This window comes from Flavobacterium fluviatile (assembly GCF_010645065.1).
GTDB lineage: Bacteria > Bacteroidota > Bacteroidia > Flavobacteriales > Flavobacteriaceae > Flavobacterium > Flavobacterium fluviatile.
Genome location: NZ_JAADZW010000007.1, coordinates 135,283 through 155,031, shown reverse-complemented (window position 1 = coordinate 155,031; position 19,749 = coordinate 135,283). Strand labels below are relative to the sequence as shown.

The 19,749-nt window shown below is 32.5% G+C and carries 16 protein-coding genes; 12 read left to right on the top strand and 4 right to left on the bottom strand.

Annotated features, from left to right (window positions below):
* Position 1: 1 nt before the first annotated feature.
* The gene (gene yidC / locus GXM17_RS10040) at positions 2 to 1,915 is read left to right on the top strand and encodes a membrane protein insertase YidC (protein ID WP_163399201.1); all 1,914 of its coding nucleotides are present in this window, start codon (positions 2 to 4) and stop codon (positions 1,913 to 1,915) included.
* A gap of 82 nt (positions 1,916 to 1,997) precedes the next feature.
* On the opposite strand, the gene GXM17_RS10035 is transcribed toward yidC, so the two are convergent.
* Positions 1,998 to 3,128, bottom strand: coding sequence for a GTP cyclohydrolase (locus GXM17_RS10035; protein ID WP_163399200.1), 1,131 nt, complete (start codon positions 3,126 to 3,128; stop codon positions 1,998 to 2,000).
* Positions 3,129 to 3,176: 48 nt separating this feature from the next.
* A complete protein-coding gene (locus tag GXM17_RS10030; RefSeq protein ID WP_163399199.1) occupies positions 3,177 to 4,205 on the bottom strand; it encodes a transporter in 1,029 nt (342 codons plus the stop codon).
* Positions 4,206 to 4,328: 123 nt separating this feature from the next.
* On the opposite strand from GXM17_RS10030, the gene GXM17_RS10025 reads away from it, so the two are divergent.
* The 8 genes from GXM17_RS10025 (at position 4,329) to GXM17_RS09995 (ending at position 12,905) form a co-directional block, all read left to right on the top strand.
* A complete protein-coding gene (locus GXM17_RS10025; protein ID WP_163399198.1) occupies positions 4,329 to 4,616 on the top strand; it encodes a DUF4834 family protein in 288 nt (95 codons plus the stop codon).
* A gap of 49 nt (positions 4,617 to 4,665) precedes the next feature.
* Complete coding sequence (locus tag GXM17_RS10020; protein ID WP_163399197.1) at positions 4,666 to 7,107, top strand: YfhO family protein; 2,442 nt, start codon at positions 4,666 to 4,668, stop codon at positions 7,105 to 7,107.
* A 67-nt stretch (positions 7,108 to 7,174) separates the two neighbouring features.
* Positions 7,175 to 7,342: a hypothetical protein gene (locus GXM17_RS21570; protein WP_167522117.1), complete on the top strand. Its 168-nt coding sequence runs from the start codon at positions 7,175 to 7,177 to the stop codon at positions 7,340 to 7,342.
* Positions 7,339 to 7,812: a nucleotidyltransferase gene (locus tag GXM17_RS10015; protein WP_163399196.1), complete on the top strand. Its 474-nt coding sequence runs from the start codon at positions 7,339 to 7,341 to the stop codon at positions 7,810 to 7,812. The genes GXM17_RS21570 and GXM17_RS10015 overlap by 4 nt, the downstream gene beginning before the upstream one ends.
* Before the next feature lie 33 nt (positions 7,813 to 7,845).
* On the top strand, positions 7,846 to 9,129 hold the full coding sequence (locus tag GXM17_RS10010) for a glycosyltransferase family 4 protein (RefSeq protein ID WP_163399195.1): 1,284 nt from the start codon (positions 7,846 to 7,848) through the stop codon (positions 9,127 to 9,129).
* Positions 9,130 to 9,177: 48 nt separating this feature from the next.
* Positions 9,178 to 10,647, top strand: coding sequence for an oligosaccharide flippase family protein (locus tag GXM17_RS10005; protein ID WP_163399194.1), 1,470 nt, complete (start codon positions 9,178 to 9,180; stop codon positions 10,645 to 10,647).
* A gap of 93 nt (positions 10,648 to 10,740) precedes the next feature.
* Complete coding sequence (locus GXM17_RS10000) at positions 10,741 to 12,402, top strand: mechanosensitive ion channel family protein (RefSeq protein ID WP_163399193.1); 1,662 nt, start codon at positions 10,741 to 10,743, stop codon at positions 12,400 to 12,402.
* Between the two features lie 203 nt (positions 12,403 to 12,605).
* Entirely contained in the window at positions 12,606 to 12,905 is a 300-nt protein-coding gene (locus GXM17_RS09995) for a hypothetical protein (RefSeq protein ID WP_163399192.1), read from the top strand.
* An 83-nt stretch (positions 12,906 to 12,988) separates the two neighbouring features.
* Here the strand turns inward: GXM17_RS09995 and uvrA are convergent, their stop codons facing one another.
* Positions 12,989 to 15,787 (bottom strand): excinuclease ABC subunit UvrA, encoded by a 2,799-nt coding sequence (gene uvrA / locus GXM17_RS09990; RefSeq protein WP_163399191.1) that lies wholly within the window; start codon positions 15,785 to 15,787, stop codon positions 12,989 to 12,991.
* 850 nt (positions 15,788 to 16,637) lie between these two features.
* Here uvrA and GXM17_RS09985 point away from each other — a divergent pair.
* The 3 genes from GXM17_RS09985 to GXM17_RS09980 all read left to right on the top strand — a co-directional run bounded on the left by GXM17_RS09985 (position 16,638) and on the right by GXM17_RS09980 (position 18,975).
* Entirely contained in the window at positions 16,638 to 17,222 is a 585-nt protein-coding gene (locus GXM17_RS09985; RefSeq protein ID WP_163399190.1) for an RNA polymerase sigma factor, read from the top strand.
* Between the two features lie 50 nt (positions 17,223 to 17,272).
* The gene (locus GXM17_RS21565; protein WP_167522116.1) at positions 17,273 to 17,416 is read left to right on the top strand and encodes a hypothetical protein; all 144 of its coding nucleotides are present in this window, start codon (positions 17,273 to 17,275) and stop codon (positions 17,414 to 17,416) included.
* Between the two features lie 494 nt (positions 17,417 to 17,910).
* Positions 17,911 to 18,975, top strand: a complete 1,065-nt coding sequence (locus GXM17_RS09980; protein WP_244307371.1) for a tetratricopeptide repeat protein — start codon at positions 17,911 to 17,913, stop codon at positions 18,973 to 18,975.
* A 33-nt stretch (positions 18,976 to 19,008) separates the two neighbouring features.
* Here the strand turns inward: GXM17_RS09980 and GXM17_RS09975 are convergent, their stop codons facing one another.
* On the bottom strand, positions 19,009 to 19,695 hold the full coding sequence (locus tag GXM17_RS09975) for an endonuclease III domain-containing protein (RefSeq protein WP_163399189.1): 687 nt from the start codon (positions 19,693 to 19,695) through the stop codon (positions 19,009 to 19,011).
* Positions 19,696 to 19,749 lie beyond the last annotated feature (54 nt).

Below are 19,749 nucleotides of genomic sequence, written 5' to 3'. Positions count from 1 at the left end.
AATGGAAGAAAAAAAATTAGACCTTAATTCAATTATTGGTTTTGTATTGATATTCGGAATTTTGATTTGGATTATGTACCAAAATCAGCCCTCTGAAAAAGAAATTGCTGCTGAAAAAGCCAGGAAAGAATTAGTAGCTAAACAAGAAGCTCAGGCAAAAGCTGATAAAGCAAAAACAGCAGCGCTACCGGCGAAGGCTGCAACTCCTGGTGATACAGTTCAGTTGGCTCAATTGCAAAAAACTTTAGGCGGTTTTGCTTATTCTGCAACACTTCCTTCTGCAAAAGAGTCTTATACTACAATCGAAAACGAAAAGCTTAAACTTAAAATCGCTAATAAAGGTGGTTACATAGTGGAAGCAACTTTAAAAGAATTTGAAAAGTTTAAAAAAGGTTCGGGCCAGTTAGTTGAATTAATTAAAAACAACAACTCAAATTTAAATCTACAGCTTCTTACTACAGATAACAGAACACTAAATTCTAAAGATTTGTATTTTGAACCAACATTAGAGAAAATTGGTGTAGACCAAGTTTTATCTATGCGTTTAAAAGCAGGTGCAAATGAATTTTTAGAGTATAAATACATTCTGAAACCAAACGATTATCTGGTTGGTTTTGATATTCGTTCACAGGGGTTGAGCCGTGTTTTAAATTCTGCTAAGCCATTAGATTTGCAATGGGATTTAAAAACATACAGAAACGAAAAAAGTATTTCATACGAAAATCGTTATGCCGAAATTTATTACGAACATGAAGATGGTAAAATCAATTACGCAGGTCTGGGTAGTCACGAAGAAGAGACAATTGAAAAAGTAAGCTTCATTGCTTATAAACAGCACTTTTTTACTTCAATTTTAGTTACAGAAAAACCATTTGCCAATGCTAAATTAGAATCAACTAATTTGGTTAATGACGAAAAAATAGATACTGTATTTACAAAACAGTTTAAATCAAACATTCCTTTGGCGTTTTCTAATGGTGAGATTGATTATAAAATGCAATGGTATTTTGGACCGGCAGATTATAAGGTGTTAAAATCTTACGATAAAAATTTCCAAAAAATTATTCCATTAGGATGGGGAATATTCGGGTGGATTAACAAGTTGATATTCGTTCCGTTGTTTGGATTCTTAAGTTCAACTATTGGATTATCGTTAGGAATTGCAATCATTATTTTTACGATTATCATCAAATTGGCCATGTCGCCAATTACATATAAGTCATTCCTGTCTCAGGCCAAAATGAAAGTTTTAAGACCTGATATTACAGAATTGGGAGAAAAATACAAAAAAGACCCAATGAAAAAGCAACAGGAAACTATGAAACTGTACAATAAAGCAGGAGTAAATCCAATGGCAGGATGCATTCCGGCATTGATTCAGCTTCCTTTTATGTATGCATCGTTTCAATTTTTCCCTGCAGCGTTTGAATTAAGACAAAAAGGTTTCCTTTGGGCTGATGATTTATCTTCTTTTGATTCTGTTGCAAAATTACCATTCAATATTCCTTTGTATGGTGATCATATCAGTTTGTTTCCAATTTTGGCGGCAATTGCAATTTTCTTCTACATGAAAATGACTTCTGGAGATCAGCAGATGGCAGCTCCGCAGCAGGAAGGTATGCCGGATATGGCAAAAATGATGAAAATCATGATTTACGTTTCGCCGTTGATGATGTTAATTTTCTTCAACAGTTACGGTGCCGGATTAAGTTTGTACAACTTTATTTCGAACTTAATTACAATCGGAATTATGTTTGTTATTAAGAATTATATCGTAGACAGCGAAAAAATTCATGCCCAGATTCAGGAAAACAAACAAAGAGAGCCTAAAAAGCCAAGTAAATTTCAACAGCGTCTTCAGGAAGTAATGGAGCAGCAGGAGGCAGCTAAGAAAGCTCAAAATAAAAAGAAATAATATTTCAGGAATAATCCAAGTATAAAAAAGGTCGAAATTTTAATTTCGACCTTTTTTTGTAATTACATAATTAAGATAAATTTCATGTCCATTGAGACAAGTCTTTTCGATAAGTTTTTCTTTGACAATGAATTATAGGGTCAAAATTTTTCCATAATAGATGAATGGCATTGTTTTCAAGTAATTCAGGAGTCCTGATGCAGTTGCGAATCCCTTTTTCAGAGAACGTTTTATAATATTCGTCAAAAATAATTGCTGTAACGCCTTTGTTCTGATATTCTGGGTGAATTCCTATAAGATAAAAAACAACATCCTTACTGTGTTTTTTTGCTCTTAATAAATGAAGGAAACCAAATGGAAACAGTTTTCCTTTTATCTTTTGTAAAGCTTCGGTAAAACTTGGCATTACAATGCTGAAGGCAATTAATTTATCATCTTTATCCACTACAAACTTGATATATTCAGGATTGATAAAGCCGATATATTTCTTTTTAAAATAATCTTTCTGAACATCAGATATGGCTACAAATGAAGCTAATTTTTCGTATGATTCATTAAACAAATCAAACATTTTGTCCACATGTGGCATAATGTCTTTTGTCTTTGTAAAAGTTAGGGATTTTAAGCCGTATCGCTTTTTAATCAGTTCCTGTGCTTTCTGGAAAAATTCAGGCTTTACGTTTGAAAAAGGAAAAATGCTTTCTATATATTGCTTTTCTACCTGAAAGCCTAACTGTTCAAAATGTTTGACATAGTATTCATTGTTGTACCAGGTAATCATGGTTCCTACCTGATCAAAACCTTCTGTTAAGACTCCAACCTTATCTAAATTAGAAAATCCCATAGGGCCTTCCATGTGTTCCAGATTATGCTGTTTTCCTAATTCATATACTTTTTCAAGCAAAGCTTTCGTTACTTCGATATCATCAATAACATCAAACCAGCCGAAACGAACTTTTCTTTTATGCTGATTATTAACTTCTGACCAGTTTATAATAGCTGTAATCCTTCCGACAGCTTTGTCATTTTTATAAGCAATGTAAAAATATGCTTCAGCATTTTCGAAAGCCGGATTTTTTGTTTTGTCAAATGATTCTAATTCATCTGAAATAATGGGCGGAACCCAATATGGGTTGTCTTTATATAAAGCAAAAGGGAATTTGATATATTCTGTTAATTCCTTTTTTGTTTTGGCCTCTTTAATTGTAATCATCTAATTTAAATTTGAATTCTCATAGTATTGGGAGTAAAGATACTGAGGTTATTCGTATTTAGCTTTTCTTTCACGTTCTTTTTCCTGATAGTCTATTGTTTCTTCTTCAGGCTCTTCTACTGCATTTTTGTCTTTTTTCTTTTTATCCTTACTGCTTTTTACCTTTTTCTTTTTACCATAATTGACAAGTTTATCCTGATGTTTATCGTCATAACGGATAGAAAAGCCAATTCCTCCATATAGTAATGAAGGTGAGTTTTTTAAATTTTTGCTAATTGATGCATCTACTTGTACATTTCTTGATAATAAATAAGCTGCACCTCCTCTCACAATAGCATCGCTGTACAAATCACTTTTGTAGCCCTGATTCTCAAGAAAACCGGACCATTTGCTGTTAAATCCTCTTGTAAGTGTTATTACATAACCGAATCCTGAATTGTCGCTTGCAATATAATCTGCTATAATATTTGTCACTAGTACCCATCTTCCATCACCAAAATGGTTTTGTGTAATCAGCATTAGCTTAGGAGAGATATTAAATTCGTTTGAATAATAATTGAGTATATTGGTATTATAGGCATATGGATTGTCTTTAAATACGAAATTAGCACCTGCAAAGATTGAAACCGCAGGGATCAGTTGACTCCATCTGAATTTTTTATTTGCATTATAGCTGTAAATATTAATGTCTTTGTTATATGTTTTAAAAGGATCATAAATCAGGTATTTTGCTCCGAAAACGGTTTGTCTGAGGTTACTTTTTCTAAAAGTGGTGGCTGGAGTTGTAAACTTTTCATTTTGATACTGGATATCGGCAATAAATTCTAGTTTTTCATCAAAGAGTCCCCAGCGAGCGGTAAAATCGGTACCAAAACCCGATGCCTCATAGTTTTGGGCATCATGCTTTTCTGTTATGCCATAAAAACCAACTTCGGCCTGAATAACACTTTTTCCAACAGAGAAAGCCGACATAGTTTCTCCGGGGCGGTTCGAATTAATTACATCAGTATGCTGGGCAAAGAAAAGTTGTGAGATGAAAAAAAGTACCGGGGCAAGTAAATTTTTAATTTTTAACATAAATATCTTTTTAATTTAAAAAGTAATAACGTATTTCAAATGTACATATTTTATTATTTATTTAAGATTCATATTTTAATTTTGAACAATGGTTTTATTAATTTTGAAAAAAATTATACGATTATGCAAGAAGCATCATTTTCAGGGTTCCTTAAAACCATAATGTGGGTAATAGCTTTTTATTATATTTTTAAATTTCTGGCTAAAATATTTTTGCCTGTACTTGTGAAAAAGGCGGTAGAGAAAGCAGGGGAAAATTTTCAGAGACAACAGCAATACAGTCAGGATAATTCATGGCAAAGAGCCCCAAACAACAATAATGATGAGATAATCATTAATACCGCTAATGCAAAAAAGCCACGAGAAACCAAAAAAGTTGGCGATTATGTTGATTACGAAGAAATAGATTAAGTTTGTGTCCTAAATAACAGGATTCATCATTTAACCAAACCAGCCAAAATTGAAAATAGTAAATAAGTTCTATCCGCATGCCCTTGTAATTCTGGGCTTTATTCTCGTTTCATTAATTTATTTTTATCCTGTTTTGCAGGGAAAACAAATTTTTCAGTCTGATATCGCTCAATATACCGGAATGGCAAAAGAGCAGAATGATTTTAGGGCTGCTGAAAACACGGAGCCCTATTGGACAAATTCTGCTTTTGGAGGAATGCCAACTTATCAGTTAGGAGCTAATTATCCAAATGATTTTGTGGGTAAATTAGATGATTTTTTACGCTTTTTACCACGTCCTGCAGATTATTTATTTTTATACTTCTTAGGTTTTTACGGTTTGCTTCTGGTTTTAAAGACAGACCCGCTAAAAGCTTTTATAGGAGCCATAGCCTTTGGTTTTTCAACTTATTTAATTATAATTCTTGGTGTTGGGCATAATGCAAAAGCACATGCAATTGCATATATGCCGTTGGTTATTGCCGGATTTATACTCGTTTTTCAGAAAAAATATATTTGGGGAGGTTTGCTCACCATGTTTGCGGTTGCACTGGAAGTAAATGCAAACCACTTTCAGATGACTTATTATTTATTGATTTTCTTATTGATACTTTCAGGATATTTTGCTTTTATTTTCATTAAAGAAAAACAATTTAAAGAACTTGGGACAGCAGTTGGAGTTTTGGCTATTGCCGGAATTTTTGCAATTGGAGCAAATGCTACTAATTTGATGGCAACAAGTGAATATGCTAAATTCAGTACAAGAAGCAACAGTGAGTTGACTTTTAATCCGGATGGCTCTAAAAAGACCGATGAAAATGCTTTAAGCCGTGAATATATTACAGAATACAGTTACGGAATAGCTGAAAGTTTTAACCTGATTGCACCAAGGCTTTTTGGTGGTTCAAATCATGAAAATGTAGGGACAGACAGCCGTATGTATTCGTTTATGATCGAACAGGGGGGTCCATCTGCACAGGCTAAGGATTTTGTATCAGGAATGCCTACTTATTGGGGCGACCAGCCAATTGTTGCAGCACCGGCCTACATTGGTATTGTGGTTTTCTTTTTAGGTGTTTTGGCTTTATTTATTGATAGCAGAAAAATAAAATATGTATTTCTGGGTGGAGCACTATTCTCATTAATGCTTTCCTGGGGAAAAAACTTCTCATTATTAACGGATTTCTTTATTGATTACGTTCCGATGTATGATAAGTTTAGAGCAGTTTCTTCTATTCAGGTGATTCTTGAATTATGTTTTCCGGTTTTGGCTGTAATGGGTATTCAGTCGTTTTTTAAAGCGAAAGAAGAGCCAAAACTGCAGCAAAAAGCCCTGATGCAAACTGGTGTATTCGGTTTGGGGATAATTTTGATTTTGGTAATTGCCAAAGGATTTTTCCACTTTACAGGAAGCAGCGATAATTATTTTTTAGAAAGTTATGGTCCAGGTTTTGTTGATGCTTTGAAAGAAGACAGAATGACTTTGTATTCTGCAGATTTATTACGCTCAGGATTTTTTATTGTAGTGACTTTTGGGATTTTATGGCTATTCATCAAAAATAAACTGGCTCAAAATACTACTCTGATTCTGGTTGGGCTTTTGATGATTTTTGATTTGTTTTTTGTGGATAAAAAGTACGTTTCTGCTAAAGATTTTGTAAGTCCGGTAGAAATTGCCGCCCCATTTCAGGAAACGCCATCTGATGCCCAGATCTTAAAAGATACTACCCACTACAGGGTTTTTGAGGTCAGCGGAAACATGTCAAGTGCACGTGCTTCTTATTTTCATCATTCATTAGGGGGATATCATGCTGCAAAACCAAGAAGAATCCAGCAATTGTTTGATTACCAGATCGCAAAAAACAATATGGAAGTTTTGGATATGTTAAACGTAAAATACATTATTCAGACTGATAAAGAAGGAAAAGAATTTCCAACAATAAACCCGAACACAAATGGAAACGCCTGGTTTGTGAGTACTGTAAAACTCGTTAATAAGCCGGATGATGTCATGAAAGCTTTAGATGATTTAGATACCAAAGAAGTTGCTGTTTTTAATGTTCATGAATATGAGGGAAAATTTAAAAGTGCCCGACTGAAAAAAAAGTGGGATACTACCGGTACAATCAGAGTTGTAGAATATAAGCCAAATTATATCAAATACCAGTCTGAGAACGGAAAAGATGGTTTGGCTGTTTTTTCTGAAATGTATTATAAAAACGGCTGGAATGCTTACATTGACGGAAAATTAACAGATCATTTCCCTGTTGATTATGTTTTAAGAGCTATGGAAATTCCGGGCGGGAAACATACTATTGAATTTAAATTTGAACCTCAGGTTGTTAAAACCGGAAGTACAATTACACTGGTAAGTTCAATTGGGATGTTATTGCTTTTAATTGGAGGGTTTTATTTTGAAAACAGAAAATCTAAGGATAAAATTCATAATTAAATTGATTAGCTATTGAGTACTATATCGTTTTGTATCTTTGTTTTAGAATATTACAAAAGTTAAAGTAATGAAAGATATTGTTTTAAAATTTGGTACTCCAAAAGAATTGGAAGCTAGAAGAATTTTAGAAATAAAATCGCTTTCTTATATAGAGCGATTAGAGCGATTGATGGCTATTATTGAAATTTCCCATAAATTGAAAACTGCTAAAATAATTCAATCTAAGAAACGATGAATGAGCAAATAATTGCTATTTGGAATAGTTTCTTTCAAAATAACGTTAAGTATATAACGATTGGAGGTTTTGCGGTAAACATTTATGGTTATAATAGAAATACCGGAGACATTGATATCTATTTAGAAGACACCATTGAAAATAGACTTAATTTACGAAAAGCATTAAAATCAATTAATTTAGGAGACTTTGAATCAATTGAAACAATGCAATTTATTCCCGGCTGGACAGATTTTACATTAAATTATGGACTCAGGCTGGATATTATGACCGCCGTAAAAGGTTTAGAAGATAAATCTTTTTCTTCTTTGCTAGAAGACGCAACAATTGTTATGATTGATGAAACTCCTGTTTATTTTATCGACTATGAAAATTTAATTATCGCTAAGAAAGCTTCTAACCGGCCAAAAGATATTCTGGATATTGAAGAATTAGCGAAAGTGAATAACAATAATGAAGAGGATGTATAATTCCACAATTAAGTTTTTAATATTGAATAAAAATTGGAACCAAAGAAACTTTTGATAATTACCTATTACTTCCCGCCAGCAGGAGGTCCAGGAGTACAGCGCTGGCTAAAATTTGTAAAATACCTGCCGGAATTTGATGTGCAGCCAATCGTTTATGTTCCCGAAAACCCAACCTATCCAATTGTTGATGAAGGTTTGATAAGAGAGATTTCCGATAAAGCTATTGTTTTAAAGCATAAGATTTGGGAACCTTACCAGTTGGCTTCTTTTTTTTCGAAAAATAAAACGAAAAAAATTGCATCTGGTATTGTACCCAATAAAAGAAAACAGTCTTTTTTGGATAAAACTTTTCTTTGGATCAGAGGGAATCTTTTTATTCCGGATGCCCGTGTTTTTTGGGTAAGGCCTTCTTTGACTTATCTGGAGGGGTATATCAGGGAAAATCATATTGATACAATCGTAACTTCGGGACCACCTCACAGTTTGCATCTGATTGGCTTAGAATTAAAAGAAAAACTAAATATTAAGTGGTTTGCCGATTTCCGGGATCCATGGACCACGATTGGTTATCATAAATCCCTTCGATTATCTTCTTATGCTGAAAAAAAGCATAAAATTTTAGAACATAAAGTGCTTAATTCGGCAGACGAAATCATTGTGACCAGTAAAACTACTAAAGCAGAGTTTCAGTCAATAACTGATAAACCTATTTCTGTTATTACAAATGGTTATGATACTGAGAATGTAGAGAAACAAGTTTTAGATACCAAATTTACTCTCGCACATATTGGTTCTTTTTTATCAGACCGAAATCCAAAGTTTTTATGGGAATGTCTGGTTGAATTATTAAATGAAGCCCCTGATTTTAAATCACATTTAGAAATTAAACTAATTGGTGCCGTAAGTCAGGAAGTTCTTGATTCAATTACAGAATTTGAACTAAGCGTCTATTTGAATCTTCTTGGTTATGTTTCTCATCATGAGGCAATAGCACATCAAAAAAAATCTCAGGTTTTGCTTTTGATCGAAATTAATTCAGAAGATACCAAAAGTATTATTCCCGGGAAATTATTTGAATACATGGTGTCAAATCGCCCAATAATAGCAATAGGTCCGCAAGGTTCAGACTTTGCAGATATTATAAAAGAAACAAACACAGGAGTATTTTTTGATTATTCTGAAAAAGCGAGGCTAAAAAGTGTAATTTTGGACTTTTATAATCAGTTTTTGTCTGGAAACTTACAGGCTCATGGAGTTGGTTTACAGCAATATTCAAGAAAAAACCTGACTAAACAACTGGCCCAATTGATAAAATAATAAATTTTACAAACCAAATAATCTAAATTCTACAATTTAAACTCAAACATGGGTATTGTCTTAAACCAGTCTTTCAAAAATACTATAATAACTTATATTGGTTTCGGCATCGGAGCTATTAATACACTTTATTTATATCCAATTTATTTAGGTGCAACTTATTATGCCTTAACAAATTATATTCTTTCGGCAGCAAATGTTATCATGCCTTTGTTTGCTATCGGAATGCAAAATACATTAGTCAAATTTTATTCACAATATGATACAGAAGAGGAGAGAGAGCAATTTCTGTCTTTTACAGCATTATTTCCGGTATTAATGTGCATTCCTTTAGGGATCATCGGAATCTTTTTCTTTGATGATATTACGGCTTTTGTTTCTAAGGAAAATCCGGTAGTAAAAGAATTCATGCTTTTAATTCCGTTTATCGGAATCTGTATGGCTTATTTTGAAATATTTTACGCATGGGCGAGAGTACATATGCATTCGGTTTTTGGAAACTTTATTAAAGAAGTAGGTTTGAGGTTGTTCTCCAGCTTTGCTTTAATTGGTCTTTACTTTAAATGGATTTCATTAGTCGAATTTGTTTATTTAACTGCTGCGATTTATTTTATTGCTTTCCTTATAACAATGTTTTATGCATTTTATATCAAAAGGCCCAATTTTCAAATTACAATTCCTGACAATGTAAAAAGCGTTATGGAATATACTTTTTATATTATTTTGTCAGGAAGTGTTGCTAATCTGCTATTGGACGGCGATAAACTGATGCTGAACCAATACATGGAAATCAAGAATATTGCTTATTATTCTGTAGCAACCTATATTGCGTTGGTAATTTCGGTTCCAAGCCGCGCTATGCATCAGATTGTATATCCGATTACAGCTAAATTGATGCACGAAAATAAACACGATGAACTAAATATTTTGTATAAAAAAACATCTATAAATCTGCAGATTGTAGGTGGTTTTGTTATGTTGTGCATCTTTGTCAATATCAACCAGCTGTACGAAATAGTACCGGACGAATATAGAGGAGGAATTCCGGTAGTTTTTATGATTGGCCTTTCTAAATATTTTGATTTGATTTTAGGAAATAATAATGCGATTATTTTTAATACTAAATATTACAAAACCGTATTGTTTCTTGGATTAGGATTGGTTGTATTGACGTTTATTTTAAACGTAATTTTTATACCTCTTTATGGTATTATGGGGTCAGCATTTGCCACTTTATTGTCTATCACATTTTATAGTTTGGCTAAATTACTTTTTGTTGTTAGGAAACTTCATTTATACCCATTTACAAAACAGAATTTATATTCTTTGGCGGTTACGACAGTTTTGTTTCTGGCTTTTTATTTTTGGGATTTCCCGGTTTACCCTCTCATTGGTATTGCTTTAAAATCTGTTCTTGTTACGGTTTTGTATCTTTATCTGAATTATAAATTCTATATATCTCCAGATATAAATAAGGTAATTGATGGTATTTTAATAAAATTTGGAGTTAAAATTTAAAATGATTTGATTCAGAAAGTAAAGACTAATTTAATTTTGAAGCGATTTTGTTATTATATTTGTTAGAAGGATAACTAACTTATTATTAATAAAATGAGAAAAAAAATACTTTGTTATTTGTCATTCTTTCTAGTTCTATTTTCGATAGCAGGTTTTGCTCAAAAAGAGAATTTAAAAACAAAAACACCTGTTATTGATAAATCCATTATAAAAGGATATCCTGTAAATCCTTTTAAGGACACTCTTTTCTATGTATTCAATAAAGTGGGGTCTTTTTCTGCAGAAAACAGAGCCAAAGCTATTGAGTCAAGAATAAAATTACTTTATGAAAATCATGTATTTGATGCCGGCTCTTTAAAAATTGTCCGATCAGATATTAGTCTGGATATAGTTTATGAAGATGATTTGGTAATAATGTCAGTTTTAAATTCGGATGCACAATCTGAAAACAAATCTGTTCACGAAATTGCAAACCGAAACTACAAAGCAATAAAAAAAGAAATTATCTATCAAAATGAAAACTTTTCATTACTGCCTAAACGTATAGGATTTACAGCATTATTGATCATTATTTTGGGATTTGTTCTTTTTGTGGTATCTAAAGTTTTTAATAAAATAAAAAACCGCATATCCATACACAAGGAAAAATATTTTAAGGGGTTTAATTATAATAATATCACCATTCTTAGCCCTGAAAAACAGCTGTTTCTGGCAATTCGTATGTTGTGGATTATCAAGTTATTTACTTTATTGTTAATTGTGTATTTTACTCTGCCTGTACTTTTTTATATATTTCCGGCAACAAAAGTATATACCACAACGATTTTAAGGTGGACACTTACTCCCGTAAAATCTGCTTTATTGGGAATTATTGATTTTCTGCCTAATTTATTCAGAATAGTTGTTATTGTTTTGATTTTTAGGTACTCGCTAAAAATAGTTAAATTCTTTGTCGACGAAATAAACAAGGAAAACATAAAGGTTGATGGCTTTTACAGTGATTGGGCAAAACCAACTTTTAATATTATCCGTTTTTTAGCGTATGCTTTTATGTTGGTGATTATTTTTCCTTACCTGCCAGGTTCTGATTCTCCAATCTTTAAAGGAGTTTCTGTTTTTGTAGGCGTTTTATTTTCATTGGGTTCATCAAATGCTATAGCGAATATGGTGGCCGGTTTAGTAATCACATATATGCGTCCTTTTAAGATTGGTGATTTTATAAAAATTGGTGATGTAAGTGGTGAAGTGATAGAAAAGACTGCATTGGTAACCCGGATCAGAACACCAAAATTTGAAGACATAACAATTCCAAATGCAACAGTATTGTCCAGTACCTCTACAAATTATTCTGCTAACACAAAAAATGATACGCACGGACTGCTAATTCATACAACAGTTACAATTGGTTATGATGTTCCCTGGAAAGATATTTACAAAGCTTTAATTGATGCAGCATTAAAAACTGAAATGATTCAGCCTGTTCCTGCGCCATTTGTCCTGCAAACCAGTTTAGATGATTTTTATGTTTCATATCAAATAAATGTATATACTAGAGAGCCTAATAAACAGTCCCTAATCTATTCATCTCTCCATCAAAATATTCAGGATTCTTTTAATGAAGCAGGTATCGAAATAATGTCACCCCACTATAATGCATGGCGGGATGGAAATAAAACCACTATACCTGAAAACTATTTTAGTGCAGATAAACCCTCCGGCTATTTTGATAATGAAAAAAAAGATATAATGCATTGATAATTAACTTTTAGTAAAAAGTTGATGCTTGTTTATTTTGTATTTTATAATATAAAAACTATCTTTATGTTCGCAAATTAATAACAAATCTGCTTTTATGCTGAAAAATTATTTACAAATCACTAAAAGTGGGTATTGTCATAAGTATTGGATTTATGTAATTTTGTTAAAAATTAAGTAAGATTAGTTTTAATTTAATGATTATGAAAAACAATCAATTCAGCCAGGAAGAAAGTCTTCAGGTATTCTCTAATATGATTTCTAAAAAGGTTCATAACGGATTTGTCCTTGAAGAACGCAACGACAAAATGCTTTTTGCGGTACTTTCAAAAGGAGGAAAAGCAGTAGATCATGGATTCAATTTTATTATCTTTTGTTTAACATTAGGTCTTTGGTCAGTAGCATGGTTGTATCTTACAGTCGAAGCATCTAAACAAAAAAAGATTTTAGTTGCTATAGATGAAGATGGCGTTCCTTTTGAAGAAAGATGTTTGGTTGCTTAGGATTAGCAATTTTTAAAAAAAATAGCCACGAGTTATTTCTTATTACAATTCGGTAAAAAAGAAATAATTCGTGGCTAAATTATTTAGTTTAGTTTTTCCTTTAAATAAATTCCTGTAACAGATTCCTTAACTTTCATAATTTCTTCAGGAGTTCCAGCAGCTAATAAATGACCTCCATTTTCTCCTCCTTCAGGACCTAAATCAATAATCCAGTCAGCACATTTTATGAGGTCAAGATTGTGTTCAATTACAATAATAGAATGACCTTTTTCGATTAAGGCATCAAACGACGCCAGTAATTTCTTTATATCATGAAAATGTAATCCTGTTGTTGGTTCATCAAAAACGAATAAAGCCTTGTCTTTTGTAGCACCTTTTACTAAAAATGAAGCCAGTTTGATACGTTGTGCTTCCCCGCCCGAAAGGGTAGAAGAAGATTGTCCCAGCTGTACATACCCTAAGCCAACATCCTGAAGCGGCTGTAGTTTTTGGGTGATTTTGGTTTGTTTGTTTTTTTCAAAAAAAGCAATAGCATCATCAATAGTCATTGTTAGAATATCGTTGATGTTTTTTTCGTCGAAATTAATTTCCAGAATCTCTTTTTTGAATCTTTTCCCTCCACAGGTTTCACATGGCAAAGAGACATCAGCCATAAATACCATTTCGACGTTTATAGAGCCTTCTCCTTTGCAGGTTTCGCATCGGCCACCGTCAACATTAAAAGAAAAATGTTTGGACTGGTAGCCTCTTATTTTAGACAGTTTTTCTTTAGCGTACAAATCACGGATGTCATCATAAGCTTTAATATATGTAACAGGATTGGATCTTGAACTTCTTCCAATAGGATTCTGGTCAACATATTCTATATGCCTTATTTGAGAAAAAGATCCTTTTAAATCGGTAAACTGACCTGCTTTTTCGGAAGCGTTTTCCAGTTTCTTCTGCATAGCCGGAAACAAAATCTTTTTAATAAGAGTACTTTTTCCGCTTCCTGAAACTCCTGTGACTACGGTTAAAACATCCAACGGGAAAGTAACATTAATATTTTTCAAGTTGTTTTCCCTGGCGCCAATGATATCAATATAATTTTTGAATTTGCGTCTCTTTCTGGGAACAGAAATTTCTAAATTGCCATTTAAGTATTGGGCTGTCAAAGACTCAGATTGTAAAATTTCATCGTAGGTTCCCTGAGCAACAAGGTTTCCTCCAAAAGTTCCGGCTTCAGGACCAATATCAATAATCATATCTGCAGCCTTCATAATGTCTTCATCGTGTTCGACCACAATTACTGTATTGCCTAAATCACGAAGCGAAAGCAAAACTTTTATCAATCGTTCAGAGTCTTTTGGATGTAAACCAATACTTGGTTCATCAAGAATATACATCGATCCGACTAAACTGCTTCCCAATGAAGTGGCTAGGTTAATTCTCTGTGATTCGCCTCCGGAGAGTGACGCCGAGTTTCTGTTTAGAGTAAGATAATCTAAACCAACTTCTGTCAAAAATGATAAACGATTGTTGATTTCGACCATTAAGCGCCTGGCTATTTGCTGTTCGTAAACATTTAAATCAATGTTTTTGAAAAAAGCAACAAGATGTTTAATTGGTAAATCAACTAAATCAGAAACGGTTTTACCATTTATTTTTACATAAGAAGCTTCGTCTCGTAAACGTTTACCGCGGCAGGCATGACATTTGGTTTTCCCACGGTAACGGGATAACATGACACGATTTTGAATCTTATAATTTTTCTCCTCAAGTTCTTTAAAAAAGCTGTTTAATCCCTGAAAGTACTGATTGCCTTTCCATATTAAGTCTTTTTGATTTTCTGTGAGTTCGAAATAAGGCTTGTGAATTGGAAAATCAAATTTGTAAGCATGTTTAACCAATTCATCCTTATACCAGCTCATGCTGTCTCCTCTCCATGGATAAATAGCGCTTTCAAAAACAGATAATGCTGTGTTTGGTACAACCAAATCGGCATCAATACCAATAATGTTCCCGTAGCCTTCGCAAACAGGACAGGCTCCATAAGGATTATTGAAACTGAATAAATGAACATTGGGTTCTAAAAATGTAATGCCGTCTAATTCAAAATTATTAGAATAAGAGAATCTTTTATCGGTACCTAATTCCTGAAGGTAACAAATTCCTTTTCCTTCAAAAAAAGCAGTTTGTACAGCATCTGCAAGACGATTATAAAATTCTTCTTCCTCTTTAACAACAATTCTGTCAATGACCAATAAAATGTCTTTATTATCTAATTTGTGAATATCTGTAGGTGTAAACTCATCTAAACGAACCATTTCGTTATCCACTAATATACGTGCAAATCCTTGCTGCAAAAGAACTTTAAGTTTGTCTTCAAGTTGTCTTCCTTCTTCTAAATGAATAGGCGACAATAAAAGCCATTTGCTGTCTGTTTCTAAAGTTTTAACATCCGCAACAACATCGGTTACCGTGTTCTTTCTTACTTCTCTGCCGGAAATGGGAGAATAAGTACGGCCAATTCTGGCGTACAATAGTTTGATATAATCGTAGATTTCAGTCGAAGTTCCTACCGTCGAACGTGCATTAGTGGTATTTACTTTCTGCTCAATTGCAATTGCGGGAGCGATTCCTTTGATATATTCAACTTTTGGTTTATCTAATCGTCCTAAAAACTGACGTGCGTACGATGATAAGCTTTCCACATAACGACGCTGTCCTTCGGCATATAAAGTATCAAATGCAAGACTTGATTTTCCAGATCCTGAAAGCCCTGTGATGACTACAAGTTTATTTCGCGGAATTGCAACATCTACATTTTTTAAATTATGTACCTGAGCGCCTTTAATGATAATATTATGTTTTGGGTCTAATGTCGAAAGATCAATCTGCATAAAAAGTCAATTTCTACAAAAGTAATCAATTTTAAGCTGAGTTTTGTTAAGGTAGTTGTCTCAAATTTTAACAGAATCAAGGCGAAAGTGTAAGTGTTAGTATTCAAATATTTACATTACAATTTGCTTGTTTGATTTGAAGTAACCTATTTTACAACTGTTTATAAAAAATAAAATCTTTACCACCAATGATTAAATGTCCTTCGGCTATTCATGCAGGATAAACAAAATATGAGGTAATTTCAATATTATGGTGTTTTTGGAATATAAATCCAACGATTGGGATATATCCAACTCCAAAACGAACATCTACAAATGAAGATTCCTTTGAAATCGAAGAAAAGGGAAAGTTGGTTTGAAGCCATTTAGTTCTTTTAAAAAGCAATTTTCAAAACAAAAATACTTGCTTTTAATATTTCATTGTATCATTACTGAATTTAGCGATAGGAGGTAATTTGGATGAACCGGCTGTTGAAGATACAGTTTTGTCTAATATATTCTATGTTGGCTATGTTTGTGTTTTATGAATAATATAAAATAACTACTACTAAAAATAAGAGCTGCAACTTGCTTGTAATTAATAAATTATAGAATTGTATTAATTTTTTTAAACTGTTAAAACATTCCAGTTATTGAAGATTTAACGTCTCTTTGTCAATAAAATTTTAAATTAATTGATATTATTTGCAATTTTCTTATCTATTATTATGCTATTCATTTGCTTTTTAAAATAAAAATTTGTTAAATTTGGACTGATTATTAACAAACCAAAAACGATAAGCCTATATAATAAAATTACTTTTTAGAAAAATTATTTCCAATTTTAAAATAAAACTAAAAAAGTAGTATTATGGCTGATCTTCATATTCCTGACGCTCTATTGGTTAAAAATTATGTTGAAGGCAATGAAAATGCTTTAGCAACATTAATAAAAAGGCACGAGTCCAAAATATATGGATTCATATATTCTAAAATTGCTGATAGAGATATTTCAAACGATATTTTTCAGGATACATTTATTAAAGTGATTAAAACTTTAAAATCCAATTCATATAACGAAGAAGGAAAATTTTTACCGTGGGTTATGCGTATTTCTCACAATTTAATTGTGGATCATTTTCGCAAAACCAAAAAAATGCCAATGTACAGAGAAACAGAAGAATTTTCGATTTTTTCGATTATGTCTGATGATTGTTTAACTATTGAAGGCAAAATGATTGTGGATCAGGTCGAAATTGATCTTAAAAAACTGATCCAAGAACTTCCTGAGGATCAAAAAGAAGTGTTAGTAATGCGAATGTATCAGGATATGAGTTTTAAAGAAATCTCCGAACTGACGGGTGTCAGTATCAATACAGCATTAGGCAGAATGCGTTATGCACTAATGAATTTGAGAAAAATTATTGACAAGCATCAAATTATTTTAACCAACTAATACTATTTTAGTTATTGCTTCGTTATACTGGTATAAAACATTTTCATAGTATGGCGAAAATTTACTCTAAAAAGACATTAGCTTCTAAAGATTTAAAACCAAAAAAAGAAGTCGTTTCTTTTTTATTAAGTTATTCACAGGCACTAAAAGTTGTGAAAATCGATAATAAAAGTTTTGAAGTTATAGCTAATTAAGCAGCCCACTACTTTTGTCGGATGTTTATTCCAAAGAAAACCAAATGGTCGTTTTGGTTGAAAGCTCACTATTCGTATGCAAATACAAATAGTGAGTTTTTTTTGGAAGCTATATCTCGGGTTAATCTCATCTTACGGATTGCCTGGAAAATTTTGTAATACAGAATTATTTCTCTTAGAATGTCATATAAAAAATACTTTACATTTTATTTGCATATTCATTTTTTAATTCTATTTTTAGATAAAAAATAAATTGTCTTTAAAAAAATACATCAAAAAAGCATTTATAATTTCAATTTGAGTAAAAAAAATGATTTTTGTATAATATTGAAAAAAGTGTTTAACCCTATTAAAACTAATGAATATGATGAAAAACTACCCTAATTGTTCTATTTAGTTTGAATAAGCTTTTAAATCGAAACCAGATTTATAAGCCTACATTAGCATCCATATGCTGCCTAAAATCTTCTATTAACCATCAAACTAACTTAAACATGAAATTGAAATTTATAATGTTATCAATAGTATTGATAAATGCTGGAGTATATTCTCAAAAATCCCAGATAAAAGATGCTCAGTCTTTGTATGATAAAGGAAAATCAGATGAGGCAATTGTAATTTTAAAAAAGAATGAATACCTGATTCTGAATGCGCCGGATGAAGAAAAATCAGATTTTTATTTTTTAAAAGGAAACGTATTAAAGGATCTTGCTGTCAAAAACATTGATGCCGCCAATAATTTTTCTGCAGCATCACAGTCTTATCAGGATGTGATTTTATACGAAAACGAAGCCGGTAAGTATAAATTTTCCGTAAAAGCAAACCTGGCTTTAAAAGATATGAAGGCAAAGCTTGTAAATGGAGCAACAGCTGACTTTAAAGCAGGTAATTTTAAGGAAAGTGGCGAAAAGAGCTATAAAGTATATTTATTCGATAAAAAAGACACGTTGAATTTATTCAACGCAGCAGCTGCTTATTTAAATGCAAAGGAATTTGGTTTCGCAATCCAATATTATGAGCAGTTAAAAAAAATGAATTTTTCAGGAAACGGTATTATCTATTATGCAACTAATAAAAAAACAAAAGAAGAAGATGGTTTCATTTCTCCAAAAGCCAGGGAATCTTATATCAAGGAAGGACTTTATGAGAAACCAAGGAATGTGGCCATTCCTTCCAGGAAGTTTGAAGTAAACAAGAATCTGGCTTATGCCTATTTGGAAAGAAAAGATTTAGCCAAAGCAGAAGCTGCCTATAATTATCTTCTGGAATTGAACCCTAATTTTATCGATTCGTATATAAATCTGGCCTATATAAAGCTCCAGTCAAAAAAAGAAATAGTTGATAAGATAGATGCTTTGGGAAATTCTAAAAAAGAAATGCTGGAGTATGATAAATTAACCGCTAAAAAAGATGAAATAACAAAAAGTGCTATACCATATCTTACAAAGGCACTTGCTATCGAGCCGAAAAATCCAGAGGTTACCAAAACCCTTTTGGGAATTTACAGGTCTCTTGATATGACCAAGGAGTATAATTCTTTAAAAGCAATAAGTAATTAGAGATTAAATTTTTCAAAGGTTTTGATATGTCCGTTAAAACCTTTGTTTTTTTTGCTTTATAGAATCAGTATTAACTTTACTCATTTCATCAATAATAGATTTTTTTCCTATAGTTCGGGTAATAATATCTTTCTCCAGACTCCATCCTCTGGCAGGTGAGTATTCGCGTCCATACCAAATAATTTGTAAGTGCAGGTCATTCCATAATGCTCTTGGAAATAATCTTTTAGCATCTTTCTCTGTCTGAATGACATTTTTTCCGTTCGAAAGGTTCCATCTGTACATCAGCCTGTGAATATGCGTATCAACCGGAAAAGCAGGAACTCCAAAAGCCTGTGAAATCACAACACTGGCGGTTTTATGCCCAACAGCCGGCAAGGCTTCAAGAGCCTCAAAACTCTGAGGAACTACTCCATTATGTTTTTCAATTAAAATTTCTGATAATCCATGAATTCCTTTTGACTTCATTGGCGACAGTCCGCATGGACGGATAATCTCCTTAATCTCCTCTACAGACATTTTCACCATATCATACGGATTATCAGCCTTTGCAAATAATAAAGGCGTAATCTGGTTCACACGTACATCCGTACACTGAGCCGAAAGCAATACAGCGATCAATAACGTATAAGGGTCTTTGTGGTCAAGCGGCACAGGTATAGTCGGGTAGAGTTCTTTTAACGTATTTATAACAAATTGCACCCGGGCTTCTTTATTCATTTCCGTATTTTTAATGCCGTAAAAATAGCATAATTTTGATGATGTGCCTAATCC

Excerpts from the sequence above, each read along its gene's own strand:
- GXM17_RS10030 (WP_163399199.1), bottom strand. The coding sequence starts at position 4,205 with ATGTTAAAAATTAAAAATTTACTTGCCCCGGTACTTTTTTTCATCTCA.
- GXM17_RS10005 (WP_163399194.1), top strand. The coding sequence starts at position 9,178 with ATGGGTATTGTCTTAAACCAGTCTTTCAAAAATACTATAATAACTTAT.
- GXM17_RS21570 (WP_167522117.1), top strand. The coding sequence starts at position 7,175 with ATGAAAGATATTGTTTTAAAATTTGGTACTCCAAAAGAATTGGAAGCT.
- GXM17_RS10025 (WP_163399198.1), top strand. The coding sequence starts at position 4,329 with ATGCAAGAAGCATCATTTTCAGGGTTCCTTAAAACCATAATGTGGGTA.
- uvrA (WP_163399191.1), bottom strand. The coding sequence starts at position 15,787 with ATGCAGATTGATCTTTCGACATTAGACCCAAAACATAATATTATCATT.
- GXM17_RS09995 (WP_163399192.1), top strand. The coding sequence starts at position 12,606 with ATGAAAAACAATCAATTCAGCCAGGAAGAAAGTCTTCAGGTATTCTCT.
- GXM17_RS10000 (WP_163399193.1), top strand. The coding sequence starts at position 10,741 with ATGAGAAAAAAAATACTTTGTTATTTGTCATTCTTTCTAGTTCTATTT.
- GXM17_RS09980 (WP_244307371.1), top strand. The coding sequence starts at position 17,911 with ATGAAATTGAAATTTATAATGTTATCAATAGTATTGATAAATGCTGGA.
- GXM17_RS10035 (WP_163399200.1), bottom strand. The coding sequence starts at position 3,128 with ATGATTACAATTAAAGAGGCCAAAACAAAAAAGGAATTAACAGAATAT.
- yidC (WP_163399201.1), top strand. The coding sequence starts at position 2 with ATGGAAGAAAAAAAATTAGACCTTAATTCAATTATTGGTTTTGTATTG.
- GXM17_RS09975 (WP_163399189.1), bottom strand. The coding sequence starts at position 19,695 with ATGAATAAAGAAGCCCGGGTGCAATTTGTTATAAATACGTTAAAAGAA.
- GXM17_RS10015 (WP_163399196.1), top strand. The coding sequence starts at position 7,339 with ATGAATGAGCAAATAATTGCTATTTGGAATAGTTTCTTTCAAAATAAC.
- GXM17_RS21565 (WP_167522116.1), top strand. The coding sequence starts at position 17,273 with ATGGCGAAAATTTACTCTAAAAAGACATTAGCTTCTAAAGATTTAAAA.
- GXM17_RS09985 (WP_163399190.1), top strand. The coding sequence starts at position 16,638 with ATGGCTGATCTTCATATTCCTGACGCTCTATTGGTTAAAAATTATGTT.